The 23,210-nt window shown below is 71.5% G+C and carries 19 protein-coding genes; 13 read left to right on the forward strand and 6 right to left on the reverse strand.

From position 1 onward, the window contains the following. Positions 1–90 precede the first annotated feature (90 nt). On the forward strand, positions 91–1,386 hold the full coding sequence (locus K1X13_RS10970; RefSeq protein WP_308249509.1) for an SWIM zinc finger family protein: 1,296 nt from the start codon (positions 91–93) through the stop codon (positions 1,384–1,386). Between the two features lie 107 nt (positions 1,387–1,493). Then, positions 1,494–2,378: a methylenetetrahydrofolate reductase gene (locus K1X13_RS10975; RefSeq protein WP_221025103.1), complete on the forward strand. Its 885-nt coding sequence runs from the start codon at positions 1,494–1,496 to the stop codon at positions 2,376–2,378. On the opposite strand, the gene K1X13_RS10980 is transcribed toward K1X13_RS10975, so the two are convergent. From K1X13_RS10980 to K1X13_RS11000, 5 genes are read right to left on the reverse strand one after another with little or no spacing between them, the layout of a single operon-like run. After that, entirely contained in the window at positions 2,324–3,052 is a 729-nt protein-coding gene (locus K1X13_RS10980; RefSeq protein ID WP_221025104.1) for a DUF1638 domain-containing protein, read from the reverse strand. The genes K1X13_RS10975 and K1X13_RS10980 overlap by 55 nt on opposite strands. Further along, complete coding sequence (locus K1X13_RS10985) at positions 2,985–4,937, reverse strand: ASKHA domain-containing protein (RefSeq protein ID WP_221025105.1); 1,953 nt, start codon at positions 4,935–4,937, stop codon at positions 2,985–2,987. The genes K1X13_RS10980 and K1X13_RS10985 overlap by 68 nt, the downstream gene beginning before the upstream one ends. After that, positions 4,934–5,800 carry a dihydropteroate synthase gene (locus K1X13_RS10990; RefSeq protein ID WP_221025106.1) on the reverse strand — a complete coding sequence of 289 codons (867 nt, stop codon included), beginning with the start codon at positions 5,798–5,800 and terminating at the stop codon, positions 4,934–4,936. Before K1X13_RS10990 ends, K1X13_RS10985 begins: the two co-directional genes overlap by 4 nt. Next, positions 5,797–6,468, reverse strand: coding sequence for a cobalamin B12-binding domain-containing protein (locus K1X13_RS10995; RefSeq protein ID WP_221025107.1), 672 nt, complete (start codon positions 6,466–6,468; stop codon positions 5,797–5,799). The genes K1X13_RS10990 and K1X13_RS10995 overlap by 4 nt, the downstream gene beginning before the upstream one ends. Beyond that, complete coding sequence (locus K1X13_RS11000) at positions 6,459–7,226, reverse strand: IclR family transcriptional regulator (RefSeq protein ID WP_221025108.1); 768 nt, start codon at positions 7,224–7,226, stop codon at positions 6,459–6,461. The genes K1X13_RS10995 and K1X13_RS11000 overlap by 10 nt, the downstream gene beginning before the upstream one ends. Positions 7,227–7,313: 87 nt before the next feature. Here K1X13_RS11000 and K1X13_RS11005 point away from each other — a divergent pair, with 87 nt between their 5' ends. After that, positions 7,314–8,753 carry a trimethylamine methyltransferase family protein gene (locus K1X13_RS11005; protein ID WP_221025109.1) on the forward strand — a complete coding sequence of 480 codons (1,440 nt, stop codon included), beginning with the start codon at positions 7,314–7,316 and terminating at the stop codon, positions 8,751–8,753. Positions 8,754–8,771: 18 nt separating this feature from the next. Here K1X13_RS11005 and purU read toward each other — a convergent pair whose 3' ends face one another. After that, positions 8,772–9,647, reverse strand: a complete 876-nt coding sequence (gene purU / locus K1X13_RS11010; protein ID WP_221025110.1) for a formyltetrahydrofolate deformylase — start codon at positions 9,645–9,647, stop codon at positions 8,772–8,774. Positions 9,648–9,724: 77 nt separating this feature from the next. Between purU and K1X13_RS11015 the strand changes: the two genes are divergently transcribed. The 10 genes from K1X13_RS11015 to K1X13_RS11060 all read left to right on the forward strand — a co-directional run bounded on the left by K1X13_RS11015 (position 9,725) and on the right by K1X13_RS11060 (position 23,182). After that, positions 9,725–10,498, forward strand: coding sequence for an IclR family transcriptional regulator (locus K1X13_RS11015; protein WP_221025111.1), 774 nt, complete (start codon positions 9,725–9,727; stop codon positions 10,496–10,498). A 125-nt stretch (positions 10,499–10,623) separates the two neighbouring features. After that, positions 10,624–12,093 carry an aldehyde dehydrogenase family protein gene (locus K1X13_RS11020; protein WP_221025112.1) on the forward strand — a complete coding sequence of 490 codons (1,470 nt, stop codon included), beginning with the start codon at positions 10,624–10,626 and terminating at the stop codon, positions 12,091–12,093. Between the two features lie 12 nt (positions 12,094–12,105). After that, positions 12,106–13,785 carry a choline dehydrogenase gene (gene betA, locus K1X13_RS11025; protein ID WP_221025113.1) on the forward strand — a complete coding sequence of 560 codons (1,680 nt, stop codon included), beginning with the start codon at positions 12,106–12,108 and terminating at the stop codon, positions 13,783–13,785. Next, the gene (locus K1X13_RS11030) at positions 13,782–14,864 is read left to right on the forward strand and encodes a quaternary amine ABC transporter ATP-binding protein (protein ID WP_221025114.1); all 1,083 of its coding nucleotides are present in this window, start codon (positions 13,782–13,784) and stop codon (positions 14,862–14,864) included. Before betA ends, K1X13_RS11030 begins: the two co-directional genes overlap by 4 nt. Next, the gene (locus K1X13_RS11035) at positions 14,861–16,852 is read left to right on the forward strand and encodes an ABC transporter permease (RefSeq protein ID WP_308249510.1); all 1,992 of its coding nucleotides are present in this window, start codon (positions 14,861–14,863) and stop codon (positions 16,850–16,852) included. The genes K1X13_RS11030 and K1X13_RS11035 overlap by 4 nt, the downstream gene beginning before the upstream one ends. 14 nt (positions 16,853–16,866) lie before the next feature. Next, positions 16,867–17,835 carry an ABC transporter substrate-binding protein gene (locus tag K1X13_RS11040; protein WP_221025115.1) on the forward strand — a complete coding sequence of 323 codons (969 nt, stop codon included), beginning with the start codon at positions 16,867–16,869 and terminating at the stop codon, positions 17,833–17,835. Between the two features lie 18 nt (positions 17,836–17,853). Continuing rightward, on the forward strand, positions 17,854–18,816 hold the full coding sequence (locus K1X13_RS11045; RefSeq protein WP_221025116.1) for a PLP-dependent cysteine synthase family protein: 963 nt from the start codon (positions 17,854–17,856) through the stop codon (positions 18,814–18,816). Positions 18,817–18,902: 86 nt separating this feature from the next. Then, positions 18,903–21,419, forward strand: a complete 2,517-nt coding sequence (locus K1X13_RS11050) for a GcvT family protein (RefSeq protein ID WP_221025117.1) — start codon at positions 18,903–18,905, stop codon at positions 21,417–21,419. Between the two features lie 6 nt (positions 21,420–21,425). Continuing rightward, a complete protein-coding gene (locus tag K1X13_RS11055) occupies positions 21,426–22,199 on the forward strand; it encodes an electron transfer flavoprotein subunit beta/FixA family protein (protein ID WP_221025118.1) in 774 nt (257 codons plus the stop codon). Further along, positions 22,196–23,182, forward strand: a complete 987-nt coding sequence (locus tag K1X13_RS11060; RefSeq protein WP_221025119.1) for an electron transfer flavoprotein subunit alpha/FixB family protein — start codon at positions 22,196–22,198, stop codon at positions 23,180–23,182. Before K1X13_RS11055 ends, K1X13_RS11060 begins: the two co-directional genes overlap by 4 nt. Positions 23,183–23,210 lie beyond the last annotated feature (28 nt).

Consider the following 23,210-nt stretch of genomic DNA (forward strand, 5'->3'; position numbering starts at 1 on the left):
AGTCTGCCGGACATGGCGCCAGATGTGGACCAAACGTATCGATACCTCCGCCCCTCCGAGGTGAGGTTCGGGCAGGGGCGGACGGACGTCGTGCTGGCCACGAGCGGCGGCAGCACCCCGCGAGGTCGGTCGGAGCACCCGGTGTTCTTCGACGGGTTCCTCGGTCATTCCGAGCAGACCGCGGCGGCGTTGCTCTCGGTCGCCAAGGTGGCCCGGACGCGCTTCTACACTCCGCCCGGCATGTTGGCCGCGATCCTGCGCGCAGCCGACCCGGTGGTCACCAGCAACGGCGACCGGCTGCGGTTCGAGAGCTTCTCGGCCTGTTGCGGGGTCTACGCCAGGCTCGACGTGCTGCCGGGTGCCCTCGACGGTCCCGCGCTCGACACGGGGACCACCAACGTCGACTTCAACCCGCCGATGCGGGCGGCGCTGGCACGCGTCGGCGGGATCGACCCGCTGCACCTGGCGGTGGGCGAGGACGTCGTGGTGACCACCCTGGACGGGTCCGTGACGGAGAAGAAGGTCTCCCTCCCCGAGCGCTGGCTGAAGGGCTTCGCCGAGGTGCAGCTGGCCGCGTCGCGGATGCGTCCGGTGGCCGAGGTGTCCGCGGCGGAGGCCCGGCGCTTCGTCCGCGCGCTGCCGCCGGGCACCGGCTCCCGGACCCGCCCGATGTGGGCCGTGCCCACCGGGCGCGCGCTGCGCCTGACCACGCGCCCGTCCGCGGACGGCGCCGGTGTGTCCGGCCCGGAACGGCTCCGCCCGCTCGAACCCCTGCTGCGCTTCGCCCGGTCCCTGCGCGCCTACGCGCCGCCGTACGACCCGAGTGCGCCGGCCGCCGCGAGCCTGTGGGAGCTGGTCCTCGATGACGCCCGCCTCGTCCTCGCTCTCAGCCCGGACGCCTCGCGCGGGTTCTCCGGGGAGGGCGGCGTGCTCTGGGACCTCTCCGACGAGCAGGCCGCGCTGGACGCCGAGCTGCTGTCGGTGCTGCTGGCGTTCGAGCCGCGGATCGACATATCTCGGCTGGCGGCCGGGGCCGACATCGCCGAGCAGCGCGTGTCGAGCGCCCTCGGCCATCTGGGTGCTGCGGGACGGGTCGGGTACGACACCGCCGAGCAGGCGTTCTTCCACCGCGAGCTGCCCTTCGACGCGGCGCGGCTCGAGGCGATGCATCCACGGCTCCGGGCCGCTCGGGCGCTCGTCGACGCCGGCGCCGTGCGCGTGGCCGGGGACACGGCCTACGTCACGAGCGCGGACACCGAGCACGTCGTAGGCCGTCATCCCGAAGGCAGCCGCTGCTCGTGCCCCTGGTACGGCAAGCACAAGACCGGCCGGGGCCCGTGCAAGCACCTCCTCGCCGTCGAGCTGGCGCGGCGGGCTGCCGAGTGAGCCGCCCGCGTCGCTCGGGCCGGGGAGTGCCCCGCGCGGGTCTTGCCGGGCCGGTGGTCGGGTCATAGTCTCGGAGCAGCGGTGCGTATCACGAAACGAGTTGCAGCATGCGCAACAAGACCCGGAGTGTCCTCCTGCGTCGCCTGCTCTCGCACGCGCGCTACGAGGTGCTCCCCACGGCCTCGATCGAGGGGATCGTGGTCGAGCACCTGCCCCCCGGCTTCACGGTCACGGTCACCGCGTCGCCGGCCAAGGGTCTCGCCGCCACCCTCGACCTGACCGAGCGGCTACGGGCGCACGGGTACGACGTCGTACCGCATCTCGCGGCGCGGATGGTGTCGGGCAGGTCGGAGCTCTCCGAGATCTGCGACCGGCTCAGGGCGGTGGGGGTGACCACGATCTTCGTCCCCGCCGGCGACGCGGACCCGCCCGCGGGGGACTACAAGGCGTCGCTCGACCTCCTCGAGGACCTGACCGTCCTCGGACGTCCCTTCGCCAACGTCGGGATCACCGGCTACCCCGAGTCGCACCCCTCGATCCACGACGACCTCACCGTGCAGGCGATGTGGGACAAGCGCCGGCACGCGACCCACGTGGTGAGCAACCTGACCTTCGACCCGGAGACGCTGAGCGCCTGGCTGCGCAGGATGCGGGCGCGCGGCGTCACCCTCCCGCTGCTGGTGGGGCTGCCCGGACCGGTGGAGCGTACGAAGCTCCTGGCGATGGCGACCAAGATCGGGGTCGGTGAGTCCACCCGGTTCCTCGTCAAGCACAAGGGCACGCTGACCCGTCTGGCGGCGCCGGGCGGGTTCACCGGCGAACGCTTCCTGGAGAGGTCCGCGGGGGCACTCTCCGAGCCGGGCGCGCTGGTCGAGGGCCTGCACGTGTTCACCTTCAACCAGGTCGCGGAGACCGAGGCATGGCGGCAGGGCCTGCTTCAGCGCCTCGGTGGTCCGTTCGGTCCGGTGGGCCCGTTCGGCGCGACCGGCTGACGGTCCGGCCCCACCGCGGGCAGCAGGTCCGCCACCAGGCCGGCCAGCTCCCGCTCCAGTCCCGCGTGGCCGGTCTCCACGACGGTCAGCGGCAGGCCGATCCGCGCCGCCGCCTCCCGCGCGAGCCCGTGCAGCTCGACGTCGGGGTCCTGCGCCAGCCACACCACGCGGGTGTAGTTGCCGAAGTAGCTGTCACGCAGCTCGGGATACCGGTCCAGCCCCAGCTCCCGGAGCACCGTGCGCGCGAACGACCGCACCAGGAAGTCGGTCAGCACGTAGGTCCCCGGCTGGTCCTCGAAGAACCGCCGCATATGCTCCGCGCCGGCGTAGAGGTCGTAGCAGTGCAGCCCCGGCAGCCTCCGCAGGCCGAGCCGTGCGCAGACATCGTCCAGGGCGCCGTAGGTGCCGCAGTCGGCGTACCCCACGACGACGGCGCGGTAGCGGGGCAGCAGCTGCTCGGCCAGCGACTCCACCCGGCCCGCGATGAGCTGCGGCTGGTTGTGCAGCAGCGGCGGCAGCGGGTGTACGTCGACCGGCCACCCGCGCCGTACGGCGACCGCCTCGGCCGGCTGCGCGAGGGCCCCGCACGCGACCAGGGCCAGCCGCTCAGCCCGGGAAGGCGAGCTGGTCGACGAACTTGTCGTTGAAGTCGGCCCGGTCGGAGAGCTCGACATAGCGCACCTCCTCCAGCAGCGTCGCGGCGCCGGCACGTTCGCGGTGGCTCAGCAGCACCATCTTCGCGCCCTCCCCGGCGACGTTCCCGGCGGAGAGGATGCGCAGCACCGACAGGTCGGGGACGAGGCCGATCCGCACCGCGGAGGCGGGGGAGAGGTAGCTGCCGAACGACCCGGCGAGCAGGACCTGCTGCACGTCGCCCGGCTCGACCTCCAGCTCCTCGAGCAGGAGCGACCAGCCGGTGGCGATCGCGGCCTTGGCGAACTGCAGCTCGCGGACGTCGCGCTGGGACAGGTACACGGTGTGCGCCGGGTCGGTGACCCCCTCGGGCCGGTGCAGGACGAACACCCGCTCCTCGCCGACCCGGGTCAGCCGCTCGGCCAGCGCGGGGGCGGTCTCGGCCGCCACCTCGTCGGTCACGAACCGGCCGGTCGCGTCCAGCAGCCCGGCCTTCACGAGCTCGGCCACCGCGTCGACGAGCCCGGAGCCGCACAGGCCGGCCGGCGCGACGTCGCCGATCACCTGCAGCTCGACGTCCTCGCCCACCCGCACCACCTCGATCGCGCCCTCGGCGGCGCGCATGCCGCACCGGATCGCCCCACCCTCGAAGGCGGGGCCCGCCGGCGCGGCCGTGGCCAGGATCTGCCGACCGTCGGAGAGCACGATCTCGCAGTTCGTCCCCACGTCGATGAACAGCCGCAGCCGCTTGTCGCGGTCCATGCCGGTGGCGAGCATCCCGGCGACGATGTCCCCGCCGACGTACGCCCCGAGGGCTGGGAAGAGCAGCGCCCGGCCCCGGGGGTGCACAGGGACGCCGAGGTCGCTGGCGAGCACCACGGGTGGCGTCGAGCACGACATCACGAACGGCGCGACGCCCAACGGCTCGGGGTCGATGCCGAGGACCAGCGCGGTCATCGTCGCGTTGCCGGCCACGGCGACCTCGTACACCTCGGTCGGGTCGACCTCCGCCTCCGCGCAGACCCCGGCGGTGAGCTCGGCCAGGGTCGCGTGCGCGGCCGCGCGGAGCCGGTCGAGGGCGTCGGGGTCGAGCATCGTGGCGCTGATCCGCGTGATCACGTCGCCGCCGAAGGGCTGCTGCCTGTTGAGCATCGAGTGCACGGCCAGCGGGGTGCCGGTGCCGAGGTCGAGGAGGGTGGCCACCACGGTCGTGGTGCCGAGGTCGAAGGCGATCGCGAAACGGCGGTCGGTGGTGTCACCCGGCTCGACGTCGACGAGGGCCTCGTCCACGATGACCGCGGTCACCCGGTAGTCACCCGCACGCAGGACCGTCGGCAGCCGGCGGAGGGCGTGCAGGTCCGGCTGCGGGTCGAGGTCGTCGATCGCGTCGAGCAGCCGGGTGAGGTCCGGCCGCTGGTCGGCCAGGGTCGGCTCCGCCAGCTCGACGTACCGCTTCTGCACCGCGGGGCGCAGGATCACCTGCCGGCCCACCCCGACGGTGGCCGCCTTGGGACGGGTGGTCAGCGGGGGCACCTCGACGCGGAGGTCCTGCGTGGCCTGGGCGAGACAGGCCAGCCGCCACCCCGCACGCAGCTGCTCGGGACTGAACGAGCGGATGTCCAGCCGGGAGGGCGCGACAGAGCCGGCGAGCACCCTGACCTTGCACTTCTTGCACGTGCCGTGGCCCCCGCACGTCGAGTCGATCGCGATGCCGTTCCAGCTCGCGGCGTCGAACACGGTCACGCCCGGCGGGACGCGCACCGCGCGGTCGGAGGGGACGAACGAGAGCTGCACCCGGCCGGTCCCGTCGTGCACCTGCCGCCCGGCCTCGGCCGGCGGCTCCAGGAGACCCTCGCGCCGATAGCTGTCGAGGTCGGGGCCGGGAGGCGGTCCGGGGCCGCCCTCCCGCCCGGCGGGCTCGGTCACGGCGCCACGGCCTGCTTCGCCCGGTGGGACGCGATCCACGCGGAGCCCCACTCGTCGTGCCCGAGGAGCAGGTCCGCCGCCTTCACGGCCTCGACGATCTGCGGCGTCCGGGCGTCCATGATCGCGCTGGTCAGGCCGGCGGTCATCGCCATCGGCAGGAACGCGGCGCCGATCGCGTGCCGGTTCGGCATGCCGAAGGAGACGTTCGAGGCGCCGCAGGTCATGTTCAGGCCGTACTCGTCGCGGATCCGGCGCATCGTGGTCAGCGTCGTCTGCACGACCGAGGTGTCGGCGCCGATCGGCATCGCGAGCGGGTCGATCACGATGTCCTCGACCGCGATGCCGTACTCCGTGGTGGCGACCTCGACGATCCGCGCCACCAGCTCGAGCCGCCGGTCGGCCTCCATCGGGATCTCGTCCTCGTCGTTGGGCAGCGCGATCACCGCGGCGTCGTACCGCTTGACCAGCGGCAGGATGGCCGCCATCCGGTCGTCCTCGGCGGTGACCGAGTTGACCAGCGCGCGGCCCTGGTACGCCGCCAGCCCGGCCTCGAGCGCGTCGACCACGGAGGAGTCGATGCAGATCGGGAGGTCGGTCAGCGACTGCACCAGGGTGATCGCGCGCGCCAGCAGGTCTGCCTCGTCCGTGAGCGGCACCCCCATGTTGACGTCGAGCACGTCGGCGCCGCCCGCGACCTGCGCGGCGACGTCACGCTCGATGGCGGAGAGGTCGCCGGCCCGCAGCTGCTCCTGGAAGATCCGCCGGCCGGTCGGGTTGATGCGCTCGCCGATCAGGCAGAACGGCCGGTCGTGGCCGAGGACCACTTCCTTCGTCGCGGAGCGCAGCCGGGTCTCGTGCGTCATGCGGTCACCAGCGATCGCTTCTTCTGCAACAGGTCCTTGGCCCGTTTCACCGTCGCGGACGCGTCGGCGGCGTATCCGTCGGCACCCACCGCGTCGGCGTACTCCTGGGTGACGGGGGCGCCGCCCACCATGACGATCACCGAGTCCCGGATGCCGGCCTTCTGCAGCGCGTTGAGGTTGGCCTTGAACATCGGCATCGTCGTGGTGAGGAACGCCGAGAACCCGACGATGTCCGGCTGGTGCTCGTGGATGGCGTCGACGAACTTCTCCGGGGCCACCTGCACGCCGAGGTCGATCACCTCGAAGCCGGCGCCCTCGAGCATGATGTCGACCAGGTTCTTGCCGATGTCGTGCACGTCGCCCTTCACCGTGCCCATCAGGAACTTGCCGACCGTCTGCACGCCGGTCTCCGCGAGCAGGGGGCGCAGCACCTCCATCGCGCCGGCCATCGCCCGGCCGGCGATCAGCATCTCGGGGACGAAGAAGTCCCCGCGCTCGAACCGGGCGCCGACCTCCTCGAGCGACGGGATCAGCGCGTCGAAGAGCATGGTCTGTGGCTCCATCCCCGAGCGGAGCCCCTCCTCGGTCAGGTCGAGCACCGCCGGGGCGTTGCCGACCATCGTCTCGTCGTACAGGCCCCGCAGGATCTCCTCGGGCGTCATCCCCATGCCGGTCCCTCCTTGGGACTGCGTCGCCGCAGCAGCTGCGACAGCGCGCTTCCGTGTTCGATCAGCAGCCGCCCGACGTCGTCGAGCTGGCCGCGCAGCCGGGCGCTCGGCCCGGACACACCGAGGGCGGCGATCACGTTGCCGTCCCGCCCGTGCACAGGGGCGGCGACCGCGTCGAGCCCGATCTCGAGCTCCTCGCGGGCCGTCGCGTAGCCCCGACGGCGGATGGTGGCGATCTCGCTGCGCAGGGCCGCGGGCGTGGCCAGGGAGTGGGAGGTCAGCTGCTCCAGCGCGCCCTCGGGGAGCTCGAGGCAGCCGAAGGCGTAGAGCACCTTGCCCAGCGCGGAGCAGTGCGGCGGCACCGGGACCTGCAGCCAGTCCCGCGCACCGAGGACGTACGTCGCGTTCACCTGGGCGATGTGCACCACGGTGTGCGAGCGCGGGACGGCGAGGTTCACGGTCTCGCCGGTCTCCGCGCCGATCTTCTCCAGGATCGGCTCGGCGAGCCGGGCCACCTGCGACCACGGGTCGTGGCGTGCGGCGTACAGGGCGAAGAGCGGTCCGGAGATGTAGGCGCCGTTGCCGTCGCGCTCGAGCAGGTGGTGCCGCTCCAGCGCGGCGAGCAGCCGCGACGTCGTCGAGCGGGCCAGCCCGGTCTCGTCGGCGAGCTCGGTGAAGCTGATCGGCTCGTCGGCCTGGACCACCAGCGCGAGGAGCTGGGCGGCACGGTCGATGGCCTGGGTTCCGTTGGCGCTCATGATCACCGTTGTTTCATATTGTGGAACTCGACTCCCACATGATGAGGCTATGATGCGAGTCTCACCCGGGTCAAGGGAGGTCTTTCGATGTTTCGGAACACCATGCCGCGCTACGACCTGCTCTCCGACGAGGCGATGGCGACGCTCGACCGCGGGTGGCGCCGGATCGTCTCCGAGATCGGCGTCGAGTTCCTCTCCGACCGGGCGCTGGACCTCTTCCGGGCGGCCGGGCAGCGGGTCGAGGACAACACCGTCTTCCTCGACCCCGACTTCGTGCTGGAGCAGGTGGCGAAGGCGCCCCGCGAGTTCGACGTGGCGGCGCGGAACCCCGAGCACTCGGTGCACATCGGCGGCGACGCGATGGCGTTCGGCGCGGTCTACGGTCCCCCGTTCGTGCGGCAGGGGCAGGTGCGCCGCGACGCCACCATGGAGGACTTCCGGTCCTTCGCCAAGCTGGCCCAGTCCTTCGACACGCTGGACTCCGCCGGAGGGGTGGTGTGCGAGCCCAACGACACGCCCCTCGACTCCCGGCACCTGGACATGACGCTGGCGCTCCAGACGCTCACCGACAAGCTCTACATGGGCAACGTGGTCTCCGGGGTCAACGCCCGGGACACGATCGCGATGAGCGAGATCCTGTTCGGCGGGCGCGAGGTGATCGAGCGGACCCCGGTGACCATCTCGCTGATCAACTGCAACTCGCCGCTGCGGTGGGACGACCGGATGCTCGACGCGCAGTTCGAGTACTGCGCGGCCGCGCAGCCGGTCGTGCTGACCCCGTTCATCCTGATGGGCGCGATGTCGCCGGTGACGATCCCGGCCGCGCTCGTGCAGCAGATGGCGGAGGCGCTGTCGGGCATCGCCCTCGCCCAGCTCATCCGCCCCGGCTGCCCGGTGGTGTTCGGCTCGTTCCTGTCCAACATCGACATGCAGTCGGGCTCGCCGTGCTTCGGCACCCCCGAGTCGGCCACCGGCCTGCTCTGCACCGGCCAGATCGCCCGGCACTTCGGCCTCCCGTTCCGGACGGGCGGCGCGATGACGTCGTCGCAGCTGCCCGACGCCCAGGCCGGCTACGAGGCCCTGATGACCCTGCTGCCGACCTTCCTGGCCGGGGCGAACTGGGTGATGCACGCGGCCGGCTGGCTCGAGGGCGGCCTGGTCGCCTGCTACGAGAAGTTCGTCATCGACATCGAGCTGCTGCAGATGATGCGCGAGGAGTTCACGCCGCTGGAGATCGACGAGGCGTCGCTGGCCTTCGACGCGCACACCGAGGTGGGCCACGGCGGCCACTTCCTCGGCGCGATGCACACGATGGAGCGGTTCCGGACCTGCTTCTACCGCCCGCTGCTGTCCTCCTCGGAGAACTACGAGCGGTGGATGCGCGGCGGAGGGGTCGACGCCGCCGGCCGGGCGGAGCAGATCTACCAGAAGCGGCTGGCCGACTACGAGCAGCCGCCTCTCGACGACGCCGTCCGCGCGGAGCTCGAGGAGTACGTCGTACGGCGCCGCGCCGAGCTCGGCGACTGACCCGGCGCCTTCGACGTCTCAGCGGAAGACGACCGTCCGTCCTCCGTGGAGGAGGACCCGGCTCTCGGCGTGCCAGCGCACCGCCCGGGAGAGCACCTGGCACTCGACGTCACGCCCGGCCGCGACCAGCTCGGGGGCGCTCAGCGTGTGGTCCACCCGCACCACGTCCTGCTCGATGATCGGCCCCTCGTCGAGCTCCGGCGTGACGTAGTGGGCCGTGGCGCCGACGAGCTTCACCCCCCGGTCGAAGGCCTGCTGGTAGGGACGGGCGCCCTTGAAGCTGGGCAGGAACGAGTGGTGGATGTTGATCGCGCGACCCTCCAGCGCCAGGCACACCTCGTCGGAGAGCACCTGCATGTACCGCGCGAGGACCACCAGGTCCACGTCGAGCGTGCCGACCAGGTCCAGCAGCTCGGCCTCCGCGTCCGCCTTGCCCTGCTCGGTCACCGGGACGTGGTGGAACGGCACCCCGTAGGTCTTGGCGAGCGGCTCGAGGTCCGGGTGGTTGGACACCACCCCCGCGACCTCGATCTGGAGGGCGCCGGTGCTCTGCCGGTAGAGCAGGTCGTTGAGGCAGTGGCCGAAGCGGGAGGCCATGATCAGCGTCCGGTACCTCGCCTCCGCCGGCCACAGGTGCCAGGACATCGAGTAGGTGCGGGCGACCACGTCGAACGTCTCGCGAAGGCCCTCGAGCGTCTGGCGGGCGTCGTACACCTCGAACCGGACGCGCATGAAGAACCGGTCCTCGAGCTGGTCGTCGAACTGCTGGCTCTCGAGGATGTTCGCCGAGTGCTGCACGAGGAACCCGGACACCGCGAAGACGATGCCGGGCCTGTCGGGGCACACGATCGTGAGGACGTACTCGGGGTTGCTGCCGGCCGGTTCGAGGCTCATCTCCCGGTCCCTTCGCCCGTTGCGCTGTGGACAACTCAGTCTGCGATACGCAACGGGTAGTGCGCTAGCGTTGCGTCATGAGCAACGCCGCGGAACCGAACAGCGGAGTCCAGTCGGTGGAGCGTGCCGTCACCATCCTCGACATCCTGGCCAGGGCGGGGGAGGCGGGCGTGACCGAGATCGCCGGCGAGCTCGGCGTGCACAAGTCCACCGCGTTCCGGCTGGTCAGCACCCTGGAGCAGGGCGGCCTGGTCGAGCAGGCCGAGGAGCGCGGCAAGTACCGGCTGGGGATGGGCATCCTGCGCCTGGCCGGGGCGACCACCGCGCGGCTCGACCTGGTGCAGGAGGCGCGGCCGATCTGTCGGAAGCTGGCCTCCGACACGGGGGAGACGGTCAACGTCGCGGTGCTGTCCGGGCACTCCGCGTTGTACCTGGACCAGGTGGCCGGGGCCTCGTCGCTCCAGCCGCACAACTGGGTCGGCCAGCACATCCCGCTGCACGCGACCTCGAACGGCAAGATCCTGCTCAGCGAGATGTCCGCGGACGAGCTCGCGTCGACGGTGCCGGTGATGGCGGCGTACACCGACTTCACCATCACCACGAAGAAGCAGCTGCGGCGCGAGCTCGAGGAGGTCCGCTCCCGCGGGTACGCCGTCGCCGTCGACGAGCTGGAGGTGGGGCTGGCCGCCATCGCGGCGCCGATCCGCAACGCGCACGGCGACGTGATCGCGTCGCTGAGCATCTCCGGGCCCACGTTCCGGCTCGACGAGGAGCGCATCGACGGGGCACTTCCCCGCCTGGTCGAGTCGGCCACCGAGGTGTCGCACCGCCTCGGCTGGGGCGTTCGCTGAGAAGGGTCGCGAACCGGTCACAACACCCCGACGAGCTATTGACGCTCGGGTGGCGCCTCAGCATGCTGTTGCGTAGATCACAAAGAGTTGCGCACTAAGCAACTCATAGTGGGTTGGAGGCCAGCGTGCCGGACATTTTGGTCGACGGTGGCTGGCGGAGTGCGCGCAACGGTGGACGGCGCGAGATCCGCTGCCCCGCCGACGGAAGCCTGGTCGGCGAGGTCGACGAGGGGACCGCCGAGGACGCCGCCGACGCGATCGAGAGTGCGTGGCGGGCGTTCCACGAGGGACCCTGGCCGACGGTGCCGGCGTCGGAGCGGGGGGACCTGCTCGCCCGGGTCGCGGACCTGCTCGAGCGGGACCGGGCCGAGGTGGCCCGCGCGGAGTCCCTGGACACCGGCAAGCGGCTGGTCGAGAGCGGGTACGACGTCGACGACGTGGTGGGAGTCTTCCGCTACTACGCCCGGGTCGCCGCCGAGGACGCGGGCCGCGTCGTCGACACCGGACGCCCGGACGTGGTCAGCCGGATCGTCCACGAGCCGGTCGGCGTGTGCGGGCTGATCACGCCCTGGAACTACCCGCTGCTGCAGACGTCGTGGAAGGTCGCGCCTGCCCTGGCGGCCGGCAACACCCTGGTGCTCAAGCCCAGCGAGCTGACCCCGCACAGTGCGATCCTGCTGATGCGGCTGCTCGCCGAGGCGGGCCTGCCGGACGGGGTCGCCAACCTGGTGCTCGGCGCCGGGCCGCAGGTCGGGGCGCCGCTCTCGGAGGACCCGCGCGTGGACCTCGTGTCGTTCACCGGCGGGCTGGAGACCGGCAAGCGGATCATGGCGGCGGCCGCCGGCACGGTGAAGCGCGTCGCCCTGGAGCTGGGCGGGAAGAACCCGAACATAGTCTTCGCCGACGCGCACGTGGAGTCGGCCGTCGACTTCGCGCTGACCGCCGTCTTCCTGCACTCGGGCCAGGTCTGCTCCGCCGGCGCGCGGCTGATGGTCGAGGACTCGCTCCACGACGACTTCGTCGACGAGGTGGTCCGGCGTGCCGAGCAGATCCGCCTGGGCGGCCCCTTCGACGACAAGGCGGAGACGGGGCCGCTGATCTCGGCCGCGCACCTGAAGAAGGTCGAGGACTACGTGGCCGACGCCGTCGAGCAGGGAGCCTGGCTCCGCTGCGGCGGCGCGCGGCCCGACGACCCCGACCTGACGTCCGGCTTCTACTACTTGCCGACGGTGTTCGACCGGTGCGACACCTCGATGGGCGTGGTGCACGAGGAGTCCTTCGGGCCGGTGCTCACCGTGGAGCGGTTCCGTACCGAGGACGAGGCGGTCGCGATCGCGAACGACAGCGTCCTCGGCCTGGCCGGGGCGGTGTGGACCGAGAACGCCGGCAAGGCGCAGCGGGTGGCCGGCAGGCTCCGGATGGGGACGGTCTGGATCAACGACTACCACCCCTACGTCCCGCAGGCGGAGTGGGGCGGCTACAAGCAGTCCGGGATCGGACGGGAGCTCGGCCGGGCGGGGCTCGACGAGTACCGCGAGACCAAGCACATCTGGCACAACGTCCGCCCGGCCCCGCAGCGCTGGTTCGGCGGCTGAGGAGGGGTGGCCATGTCCGGTGCACAGGTCGACTTCGTCATCGTCGGAGGTGGGTCAGCGGGCAGCGCGCTCGCCAACCGGCTCAGCGCCGACCCGGGCACCTCGGTGCTCGTGCTCGAGGCCGGCCGCTCGGACTTCAAGGCGGACCCGTTCATCCACATGCCGGCCGCGCTGCCGATCCCGATCGGGAACCGGCTCTACGACTGGAAGTACGAGTCCGAGCCCGAGCCCTTCATGCACGACCGGCGGATCTTCCACGCCCGGGGCAAGGTGCTCGGCGGGTCGAGCAGCATCAACGGGATGATCTTCCAGCGCGGCAACCCGCTGGACTACGAGCGGTGGGCCGCGGACCCGGGGATGGAGACCTGGGACTACGCCCACTGCCTGCCCTACTTCAAGCGCATGGAGACCTGCCTGGCCGGCGCCGACGCCTGGCGCGGCGGCAGCGGGCCGCTGGTGCTCGAGCGCGGCCCCGCCACCAACCCGCTGTTCGGCGCCTTCCTCGAGGCCGCCCAGCAGGCCGGCTACCCGCTGACCGACGACGTCAACGGCTACCGCCAGGAGGGCTTCGCCAGGTTCGACCGCAACGTGTACCGCGGCCGGCGGCTCAGTGCCGCCCGGGCCTACCTGCACCCGGTGATGAGCCGGCCGAACCTCACCGTGCACACCCTCGCGCTGACCACCCGGATCGTGTTCGAGGGAAACCGCGCGGTCGGCGTCGAGTACACCCAGGCGGGCCGGCAGCACACCGTCCGCGCCGGCGAGGTCGTGCTCTGCGGCGGCGCGATCAACTCGCCCCAGCTGCTGCAGCTCTCCGGTGTCGGCAACGCCTCCGACCTGGAGCAGTTCGGGATCGGCGTCGTCGCCGACGTGCCCGGGGTCGGCGAGCACCTGCAGGACCACCTCGAGGTCTACATCCAGTACGCCTGCAAGCTGCCGGTGTCGATCGCGCCGGGCCTGAAGTGGCGCAACCGGCCGCGGCTCGGCGCCGAGTGGCTCTTCCTCCGCCGCGGGCTCGGGGCCACGAACCACTTCGAGGCGGGCGGGTTCGTGCGCGGCAACGACGACGTCGACTACCCGAACCTGATGTTCCACTTCCTGCCGATCGCCATCCGGTACGACGGGTCGGCCCCGACCAAGGGGCACGGCTACCAGGTGCACATCGGGCCGATGTACTCCGACGCCCGGGGCACCGTGAAGATCCGGTCGACCGACCCCCACGAGCACCCGGCGCTGCGGTTCAACTACCTGTCCACCGAGCAGGACCGGCGGGAGTGGGTCGAGGCGGTGCGGGTGGCCCGGGACATCCTGACCCAGCCGGCCTTCGCGCCGTTCAACGGCGGCGAGCTCTCACCCGGTCCGGGTGTCGAGACCGAGGAGCAGATCCTCGACTGGGTCGCCGAGGACGCCGAGACCGCGTTGCACCCGTCCTGCACCACCCGCATGGGGACCGACGACATGTCCGTGCTGGACCCGCTCACCATGCGGGTGCGCGGGGTCGACGGCCTCCGGGTCGTCGACGCGTCGTCGATGCCGTACATCACCAACGGCAACATCTACGCGCCGGTGATGATGCTCGCCGAGAAGTCGGCCGACCTGATCCTCGGGAACACGCCGCTCGCGCCGTCGACGGTGCCGTTCTACCGCTACCGCGACGGCAGCCCGCTCTATCCCAACGGAGGCCCCGCATGACAGCCACGACCATCAGCCCCGTGAAGACGACGGAGTCGGCTCTCTCGGTCAGGCACCTGTGGAAGATCTTCGGCACCAAGGCGGACAAGATCATCGGCTCGCCCGACGCGGACCTCTCCCGCCAGGAGCTCCAGGCCAAGACCGGCTGCGTCATGGCGGTCAAGGACGTCTCCTTCGACGTCGCCCCCGGTGAGGTCTTCGTGGTGATGGGTCTCTCGGGTTCGGGCAAGTCCACCCTGGTCCGGCTGCTCACCCGGCTGATCGAGCCCACCGCGGGGCAGGTCATCATGGGCGGCTCCGAGATCACCGCCGCGTCCGAGAGTGAGCTACGCGAGCTGCGCCGCCACCACGTCGCCATGGTGTTCCAGCACTTCGGCCTGCTGCCGCACCGCAAGGTGATCGACAACATCGCCTACGGCCTCGAGGTCCGCGGCGAGGGGAAGACGGAGCGCCGCCAGAGAGCCCAGGAGATGGTCGACCTGGTCGGCCTGGAGGGCTACGAGGAGTCCTACCCCGACCAGCTCTCCGGAGGCATGCAGCAGCGCGTGGGGCTGGCCCGTGCGCTCGCCGTCGACCCCGACGTGCTGATGTTCGACGAGCCCTTCTCGGCGCTCGACCCGCTGATCCGGCGGGACATGCAGAACGAGGTGATCCGCCTCCACGAGGAGGTGGGCAAGACGATGGTCTTCATCACCCACGACCTGTCGGAGGCGCTCAAGCTCGGGGACCGGATCCTGATCATGCGGGACGGCGAGATCGTCCAGATCGGGACCCCGGACGAGGTGGTGGCCGTGCCGGCCGACGACTACGTCCGCGACTTCGTCAGCGAGGTGCCGCGCTCCCACGTGCTGACGCTGCGCTGGGTGGTCCGGGAGCCGCGTCCGGGGGAGCCGGTGGACGGCCCGGTGATGCAGGCCGGCGTCATCGTCAAGGACGCCGCGCGCGCCGTGCTCGAGGCCGAGCAGCCCGTCCGGGTGTACGACGGGGACCGGTTCCTCGGCGTGGTCGACGACGAGGACATTCTCCGGGTCGTCGTGGCCGAGGAGGACGAGCAGCCGGAGCCGGAGCCACAGCCGTGAGCGTCCTGGACCGGCCGAGGGTCGAGGAGCCCGTCCCGGAGGTGGGCGCGCCGCCGCGCCTCAAGCGCGGCTGGGCCGTGGGAGCGACCATCTTCGTCTGGCTGGGTGGCTGGGCGCTGCTGCGCGGCACCGCCACCCTGGAGCTCGGCGGCGCGGAGCTGACGGGCTTCCACCAGTGGCTGAACGGCGTGCGCGACGACTTCGACGCCGCCCGCGACACCAGCTTCTTCTTCCAGTACGTGATCGGCGGGATCAGCACGGCGATCGACACCGTGGTCACCTTCTTCCAGGAGCTGCTCAGCCAGCCCGCTTTCCCGCGCCCGGTGCCGGAGATCGGCTGGCTCGGGGTGGTCGCGCTGCTGACCTGGCTGGCCTACGCGCTCGCCGCGTGGCGGTCTGCGCTGCTCGTGTTCGTCAGCCTGCTGCTCTTCGGCTCGCTGGGCTACTGGACCGACAGCATCGACCTGCTGATCGTCACCGCGGTCGCGGTCGCGATCTGCGTGGTCATCGGCCTGCCGACGGGGATCTGGATGGCCCGCAGCAAGCGGGCGACGGCGGCGCTCACGCCGGTCCTGGACCTGATGCAGACCATGCCGGCGTTCGCCTACCTGGCGCCGCTGGCCCTGTTCTTCGGCATCGGCCCGGCCTCGGCCGTGGTCACCACCCTGATCTACGCGCTGCCGCCGCTGGTGCGGATCACCGCCCACGGGATCCGGACCGTGGCGCCGACGACCCTGGAGGCCAGCCGGTCCCTGGGCACGACCGACGTCCAGGCGCTGCGCAAGGTGCAGCTGCCGATGGCCAAGCGCACCATCATCGTCGGCGTCAACCAGTGCATGATGGCGGCGCTGTCGATGGCCACCATCGCGGCGCTGATCAACGGCCCCGGCCTCGGGCAGCCGGTCGCGCAGGCGCTGCAGAGCCTCGACATCGGGAGCGCCTTCGTCAGCGGCATCGCGATCGTGATCATGGCGATCATGCTGGACCGGACCACCACGGCGGCCAGCCAGCGGGCGGAGAAGGAGGCCCGGGCGGGCCGCGCCGGCGGCCGGCGGCGCTGGGTCGTCCTCGGGGCCGGCGGGGCGGTGGCGCTGGTGCTCGTCTACGTGTCCCGGACCTACCTGTGGGCCGCGGAGTTCCCCGAGCGGCCCGACCTCGGCACCCCGCTCTCCGACGGAGTCACCCAGCTCACCGACTGGCTGGTCACGACCCTGGAGAACGTCACCAACTCCCTCAAGGACCTGGTCACCTACGCGCTGATCAACCCGCTCGAGTCGCTGTTGGCGGACACCCCGTGGTGGCTGATGGGCCTGGTCATCCTCGCCTTCGCCTACCTGCTCGGCGGCTGGCGGCCGACCGCCATCTCGGCGGTCTGCCTGCTCGTGATCCTCGGCACCGGCCTGTGGAACGAGACGATGAAGACGCTGACCACCACGCTGGTCGCCACGCTCATCGTGATCCTGAGCGCCCTCGTCGTCGGCGTGTGGATGGGCCGTAACCATCGCGCCGACACAGCGATCCGGCCGCTGCTGGACGCGCTGCAGACGATCCCGCCGTTCGTCTACCTGGTGCCGGCCCTGGCCCTGTTCAGCACCAGCCGGTTCACCGCCATCGTCGCAGCGGTCGCGTACGGCGTACCCATCGCCACCAAGCTGATCGCGGACGGCATCCGGGGTGTCTCGCCGACGTCGGTCGAGGCCGCTCGCGCGGCGGGCACCACCGCCTGGCAGATGATCAGCAAGGTGCAGCTGCCGATGGCCCGCGCGGCGGTCGTGCTCGCTTCCAACCAGGGCCTGCTCTACGTGCTGTCGATGGTGGTCATCGGCGGCCTGGTCGGGGGAGGGGGGCTCGGCTACCTGGTGGTCGCGGGCTTCTCCCAGGCGCAGCTCTTCGGGAAGGGGTTGGCGGCCGGGATCGCCATCACCGCGCTCGGGATCATGCTCGACCGAATCGCGCAGTACGCGGCGGCCCGTTACGGCCGCGCCTGACACAAGGAGACACCATGGGACGACACAGATCGGGACCGGTCCGGCTGGCAGCGTTGGCGGTGCTCGCCGGGCTGGCCCTCGCCGGCTGCGGCGGCGGTGACATCGAGTCGGCGCCGACCGGTGGCGGGGGTGGCGAGGAGTGCGGCGAGTTCGACATCGCGATCAACCCGTGGGTCGGCTACGAGGCCTCGGCGCACGTCGTGGGGTACGTCGCCAGCAGCCGGCTCGGGTGCGACGTGGAGTACAAGAACGTCAAGGAGGAGGTTGCCTGGCAGGGCATGGGCAACGACGAGATCGACGTGGTGATCGAGAACTGGGGCCACGACGACCTGAAGAAGAAGTACATCGAGGACCAGGGCATCGCGCAGGAGGCCGGGTCGACCGGCAACGTCGGCATCATCGGCTGGTACGTCCCGCCCTGGATGGCGGAGGAGTACCCCGACATCACCGACTGGAAGAACCTGAACAAGTACGCCGACATGTTCCAGACCTCCGAGTCCGGCGACAAGGGCCAGCTGCTCGACGGCGACCCCTCGTTCGTGACCAACGACGAGGCGCTGGTGAAGAACCTCGACCTGAACTACGAGGTGGTGTACGCCGGCAGCGAGGCCGCCCTGATCCAGGCGTTCCGCCAGGCGGAGGCCAACAAGGAGCCGCTGATCGGGTACTTCTACGAGCCGCAGTGGTTCATGGCGGAGGTCCCGCTGGTCAAGGTCGACCTGCCGCCGTACAAGCCGGGCTGTGACGCCGACCCCGAGAAGGTGGCCTGCGACTACCCGGAGTACGACCTCGACAAGATCGTCGCCACGGACTTCGCCAAGTCCGGGAGTCCCGCCTACGACCTGGTGAAGAACTTCCAGTGGACCAACGACGACCAGAACGTCGTGGCGAAGTACATCGCCGCCGACGGGATGGACCCGGAGGAGGCCGCCGAGAAGTGGGTCGAGGCGAACCAGGACAAGGTCGACGCGTGGCTCAAGTGACGAAGTGAGGACAGGCCGATGGCCGGACGCCGACTCGACCGGGTGAGCGGCGGGGAGACGATCCTCGACGCCATCGGTGACACGCCGCTGCTGCGCATCGACGACGTGTGGGTGAAGCTCGAGTACCTCAACCCCTCGGGGTCGATCAAAGCCCGGATCGCGCTGTACATCATCGCCCGGGCGGAGCGGGAGGGGCTGCTCCGCCCGGGGGACACCATCGTCGAGGCCTCGAGCGGCAACACGGGCAACGCGATGAGCATGGTGGCCGCGGTCAAGGGCTACCGGATGCTGGTGGTGATGCCCAACGGGATGAGCCCCGAGCGGACCGCGATCTCACGGGCGTTCGGCGCCGAGGTGATGGCGGTGGGCGACTTCCACGTGAACGACGCGCTGGCCACCGTCCGCGAGCTCGGGTCGCGGCCCGGGTTCTTCGCCCCGCAGCAGTTCGACAACGAGTGGAACGTGGAGGAGAACCGGGTCTGGCTGGGCTCGGAGATCCTCGCCCAGCTCCCCGAGGGGGTCCTGCCGGACGCGGTGGTCGGCGGCGTCGGGACCGGCGGCACCATCGTCGGGGTGGGCCAGCGGTTCAAGGAGGTCAACCCCGACTGCATGGTGGTCGCCCTGGAGCCCGACGAGTCCTGCACGATCCTGTGCGGCGAGATCGGCAAGCACCTCATCGAGGGGATCTCCGACGGGTTCGTGCCCGGGATCATCGAGCGGCACCGCGGGGAGCTCGACCAGGTGCTGAGCGTCGACTCGCCGACCGCGGTGGCCGAGATGCGCCGGCTGGCCAGCACCCACGGCATCTTCGTCGGCCCCAGCTCCGGCGCTCACCTGGTGGCGGCGCGCCGGCTGCGCAGCGCCCTCGGGCTCGAGCACGTGGTGACCTTCTTCTGCGACGAGGGCGAGAAGTACCTCCAGGACTACTTCGCGCAACCGACTTCCCGCGACGCCCTTGACATCAGCGCGACCGTCGACTGATGCTGAAAATCGCTGTTTCGTATTGCGCGAGATAGTGCGTCATACGCAACGACAGAGCGTTGTTGCAGGGTCGGAGAGGTGAGCTCATGGGGAGAGTCCCGGACGCGGCACGCGTGGTCGTGATCGGAGCCGGAATCGTCGGTAACAGCCTCGCCTACCACCTGGCCAGGCTCGGCTGGCGGGACATCGTCCAGATCGACAAGGGACCGCTGCCCAACCCGGGCGGCTCCACCGGGCACGCGTCGAACTTCATCTTCCCCGTGGACCACTCCCGCGAGATGACCGACCTCACCGCGGACAGCGTGCGGCAGTACAAGGAGCTCGGCGTCTTCACCGAGTCCGGTGGGTTCGAGGTCGCCCGGACCGAGGCGCGGATGCAGGAGCTGCGCCGGCGGATGTCGTCGGCGAAGGCCTGGGGCATCGAGTCGCAGCTGGTCACCCCGGAGCAGGTCGCCGAGCGGGTGCCGTACCTCGACCCGTCGGTGATCATCGGCGCGTTCTGGACGCCCTCGGTCGGGGTCGTGGACTCCCTGCGCGCCGGCACCCTGATGCGGGAGCGGGCCCAGGAGCTCGGCGCCCTGCAGGTGGTGTCGACGGTGGAGGTGGTCGGGCTCGACGTGGAGCGCGGCCGGATCCGCCGGGTCCGGACCACGGGCGGCGACATCGAGGCCGACACGGTGCTCATCGCCTGCGGGGTCTGGAGCCCGAAGCTGGCCGCGATGGCGGGGGCGTCGATCCCGCTCACCCCGGCGGTGCACCAGATGATCAGCGTGGGGCCGGTGCCCCAGCTCGCGGACACCGTCGGCGAGATCTCGTTCCCGATCATCCGGGACATGGACACCTTCTGCTACGAGCGCCAGCACGGCGGCGACCTGGAGGTCGGCTCCTACGCGCACCGGCCGATCCTGCACGACCCCGAGGACATCCCCTCGATCGACCAGGCGAAGCTGTCGCCCACGGAGATGCCGTTCACCGCCGACGACTTCGACCCCCAGCTCGAGCAGGCGCTCGAGCTCATGCCCGACGTGCTGGGCAACCCGGCGGTCGAGATCCGCTACGCGATCAACGGGCTGCTCTCCCTCACCCCCGACGGCTACCCGATCCTCGGGGAGACCCCGGAGGTCAAGGGGCTGTGGTCCGCGGCGGCGGTCTGGGTCAAGGAGGGCCCGGGGGTCGGCCGCGCGGTCGCCGAGTGGATGACGCACGGGAACCCCGAGTACGACCTGCACCAGTCCGACGTCGCCCGGTTCTACCCGGCGCAGCGGACCCGCGCCCACGTCAAGGCCCGGACCTCGGAGTCCTTCAACAAGACCTACGGCATCGTGCACCCCTCCGAGCAGTGGGCCAGCAACCGCGACGTACGGCTCTCGCCCATGCACCAGAGCGAGAGGGGCCTGGACGCGGTCTTCTTCGAGACGGTCGGCTGGGAGCGGCCCTTCTGGTACGAGTCCAACGCCGGCCTGCTCGGGGAGTACGGCGACGCGGTGATGCCGCGCGAGGCGGAGTGGGACTCGCGCTGGTGGTCGCCGATCATCAACGCCGAGCACCTGGCGATGCGGGAGCGGGCCGGTCTGGTGGACCTGACCGCGTTCGCGATCTTCGACGTGGTCGGCCCGCGCGCGATGGAGGCCGTTCAGGGCGTCGTGGTCGCGCAGGTCGACGTCGCGCCGGGACGGGTCGTCTACACGTCGGTCCTCGACGAGCGGGGGGGCATCCGCGCCGACCTCACGATCATGCGGCTGGCCGAGGAGCACTACCGGGTGGTCACCGGTGGGATCACCGGGAACATCGACCGCACGTGGTTCGCCGACCACCTGCCGGCCGACGGCGGCGCGCAGGTCGTCGACCAGACGTCGGCCTGGACGACCGTGGGCCTGTGGGGCCCGCGGGCCCGGGACATCCTCGGCTCCGTCACCAACGCCGACGTCGCCCACGAGGCGTTCCCCTTCGGCCGGTGCCGGCGGATCGAGGTCGGACCGGTGTCGGTCATCGCGTCGCGGATCTCGTACGTCGGCGAGCTCGGCTGGGAGCTCTACGCGCCGATGGAGCAGGGTGCGAGGCTGTGGGACCTGGTCCGCGAGGCCGGGGCGCCGTACGGGCTGGTCCCGGTCGGCATCGGGGTCTACGGGACCACCGGCCGGCTCGAGAAGGGCTACCGGGCGCACGGCGCCGAGCTGGACACCGAGCGCACCATCGTCGAGGCGGGGATGATGCGCCCGAAGGTCAAGGATGCCGACTTCGTGGGCCGGGAGGCCTACCTCAAGCAGCGTGAGAACGAGCCGCAGGCGGTGCTCTGCACCCTGACCGTGGACGACCACACCTCCGCCGACGGCACCCAGCGGTACATGCTCGGCGGCGAGCCCGTGGTCACGCCGGACGGCCGGCCGCTCGTCGACGGCCACGGCCGCCGTTCCTACGTGACGTCGGCCGGCTCCGCGCCGTCGCTCGGCAAGCACCTGCTGATGGCGTACCTGCCGCCGGCCGAGGCCGTGGTGGGGACGAAGCTGGCCGTCGACTACATGGAGGAGCGCTACCCGGTGACCGTGGCGGCCGCCGACGCGACCCCCTTGTTCGACCCCGAGAACCACCGGATCCGCGGGTAGCCGGCGATGGCGAACGTCCTGGTGTGCGTGAAGCGGGTCCCGGACACGGCCGGCGAGGTCCTGCTGTCGGCGGACGGGCTCAGCGTCGACGCGCGGCACGTCGGCTACACGGTCAGCCCGCACGAGGAGTGCGCGGTCGAGCTCGCCACCCAGGTCGCCGAGGCGACCGGTGGCCGGGCGACCGTGCTCAGCGTGGGCTCGGAGGACGCCGTCGAGCAGCTGCGCAACGCCCTGGCCGTGGGCTGTGCGGACGGGGTGCTCGTCGAGGCCGACGCGGACCTGCTCGGCCCGGCCGACGTGGCCGCCGCGGTCGCCGGGGTGGTCCGCGAGCGCGAGGCAGGCGGTCTGTCCTACGACCTGGTGCTGCTCGGCAACGACGCCGCCGACACCGGCGACTTCCAGGTGCCCGTGCGGCTCGCCTACGCGCTGGGCCGGCCCGTGCTCACCGGCATCTCGACCTGCGAGGTGCAGGACGACCGGTTGCTGGCCCGCGGGGACGGTCCGGACGGGACGGAGGTCTTCGAGCTGCCGCTGCCGGCCGTCGTCGCGGTGATGGAGGGCGGCGTCAGCCCGCGCTACCCCTCGATCCCGGGGCGGATGAAGGCCAAGCGGGCGCCCGTCGAGACCGTCGCCCTGACCGCGGCACGCCAGGGGTCGGGCCGGGTCCGCCTCAAGCTCCCGCCGAGCCAGCCGAGCTCGGTCGAGATCCTCGGTGAGGGCCCGGAGGCAGCTCCCGCGGTCGTCGACCTGCTGACCAGGATCGGGGTGGTGGGCCGATGATCCTCGTCCTGGTCGAGACCGACGCGCAGGGCGCCACCCTCGTCTCGCGGGAGGCTCTCACCTTCGCGCGGGAGACGGCGGCGCGTCTGGGCGACCAGCCGGTGCACGCGGCGGTGGTGGCTCCGCTCGAGGAGAGCATGGCGACGCTGGTCATGAAGCAGCTCGGCGAGCAGGGGGTCGCCGTCGTGCACACGGCCGACGACGAGCGGCTCACGACGTACGCCGCCGCGGCCCACGCCGCCGCGGTCGTCGACGCCGTGAGGGCCGAGCAGGCGCGGATGCTGGTGGCGGCCGGGACCCCGCGCGGCAACGAGGTCCTGGCGCACGTCGCGACCCGGCTCGAGGTGGCGATGGCGGCCAACGTGGTCGCGGTCGACTCCGTCGAGCCCCTGGTGGTGACCCGGCAGGTGCTCGGCGGGTCCGCTTTGGAGGAGATGCGGCTCGACGACGCGGTCGCGGTCCTCTCCGTCGCGGGGCACGCCTGCGACCCGGAGCCGGCCGAGGTCCCCACCGCCCCCGAGCGGCTCGGCTACACGCCGTCGGTCACCGACCAGGACCTGGTGGCCCGGGTCGCCCGCACCGAGGTGACCGTCGTGGACGATACGGCGGCCCTGACCGGTGCCCGGGTCGTGGTGGGCGCGGGCCGGGGCGCGGGTGGTCCGGACGGGTTCAAGGACCTCCTCGAGCTCACCGAGCTGCTCGGCGGCGCCCTCGGCGTCTCCCGTGTCGTGACGAGCCTCGGCTGGCGTCCGCACCACGAGCAGGTGGGCCAGACCGGCAGCCGGATCGCGCCCGACCTCTACGTGCCCTGCGGCATCAGCGGCGCGATCCAGCACTGGGCCGGCTGCCAGAGCGCGAAGACGATCCTGGCCATCAACACCGACCGCGACGCCCCGATGGTGACCAAGGCGCACTACGCCGTGATCGGGGACCTGCACGAGATCGTGCCCGCGATCAACGAGGAGCTGCGCCGCCGAAAGTAGTAGTACATTTGTACCACTACTTTTGGAG

It is taken from the genome of Nocardioides jiangsuensis (assembly GCF_019679455.1).
GTDB classification, from domain to species: domain Bacteria; phylum Actinomycetota; class Actinomycetes; order Propionibacteriales; family Nocardioidaceae; genus Nocardioides_C; species Nocardioides_C jiangsuensis.

What these genes read in the sequence shown, in the direction of transcription:
- K1X13_RS10990 (WP_221025106.1), bottom strand. Translation starts at nt 5,800, where the DNA reads ATGACGCACGAGACCCGGCTGCGCTCCGCGACGAAGGAAGTGGTCCTC.
- K1X13_RS11055 (WP_221025118.1), top strand. Translation starts at nt 21,426, where the DNA reads ATGGCGAACGTCCTGGTGTGCGTGAAGCGGGTCCCGGACACGGCCGGC.
- K1X13_RS11005 (WP_221025109.1), top strand. Translation starts at nt 7,314, where the DNA reads ATGTTTCGGAACACCATGCCGCGCTACGACCTGCTCTCCGACGAGGCG.
- purU (WP_221025110.1), bottom strand. Translation starts at nt 9,647, where the DNA reads ATGAGCCTCGAACCGGCCGGCAGCAACCCCGAGTACGTCCTCACGATC.
- K1X13_RS10995 (WP_221025107.1), bottom strand. Translation starts at nt 6,468, where the DNA reads ATGGGGATGACGCCCGAGGAGATCCTGCGGGGCCTGTACGACGAGACG.
- K1X13_RS11050 (WP_221025117.1), top strand. Translation starts at nt 18,903, where the DNA reads ATGGGGAGAGTCCCGGACGCGGCACGCGTGGTCGTGATCGGAGCCGGA.
- K1X13_RS11000 (WP_221025108.1), bottom strand. Translation starts at nt 7,226, where the DNA reads ATGAGCGCCAACGGAACCCAGGCCATCGACCGTGCCGCCCAGCTCCTC.
- K1X13_RS11045 (WP_221025116.1), top strand. Translation starts at nt 17,854, where the DNA reads ATGGCCGGACGCCGACTCGACCGGGTGAGCGGCGGGGAGACGATCCTC.
- K1X13_RS11030 (WP_221025114.1), top strand. Translation starts at nt 13,782, where the DNA reads ATGACAGCCACGACCATCAGCCCCGTGAAGACGACGGAGTCGGCTCTC.
- betA (WP_221025113.1), top strand. Translation starts at nt 12,106, where the DNA reads ATGTCCGGTGCACAGGTCGACTTCGTCATCGTCGGAGGTGGGTCAGCG.
- K1X13_RS11015 (WP_221025111.1), top strand. Translation starts at nt 9,725, where the DNA reads ATGAGCAACGCCGCGGAACCGAACAGCGGAGTCCAGTCGGTGGAGCGT.
- K1X13_RS10975 (WP_221025103.1), top strand. Translation starts at nt 1,494, where the DNA reads ATGCGCAACAAGACCCGGAGTGTCCTCCTGCGTCGCCTGCTCTCGCAC.
- K1X13_RS11040 (WP_221025115.1), top strand. Translation starts at nt 16,867, where the DNA reads ATGGGACGACACAGATCGGGACCGGTCCGGCTGGCAGCGTTGGCGGTG.
- K1X13_RS10980 (WP_221025104.1), bottom strand. Translation starts at nt 3,052, where the DNA reads ATGTCGAGCTCTCCGACCGGGCCGACTTCAACGACAAGTTCGTCGACC.
- K1X13_RS11060 (WP_221025119.1), top strand. Translation starts at nt 22,196, where the DNA reads ATGATCCTCGTCCTGGTCGAGACCGACGCGCAGGGCGCCACCCTCGTC.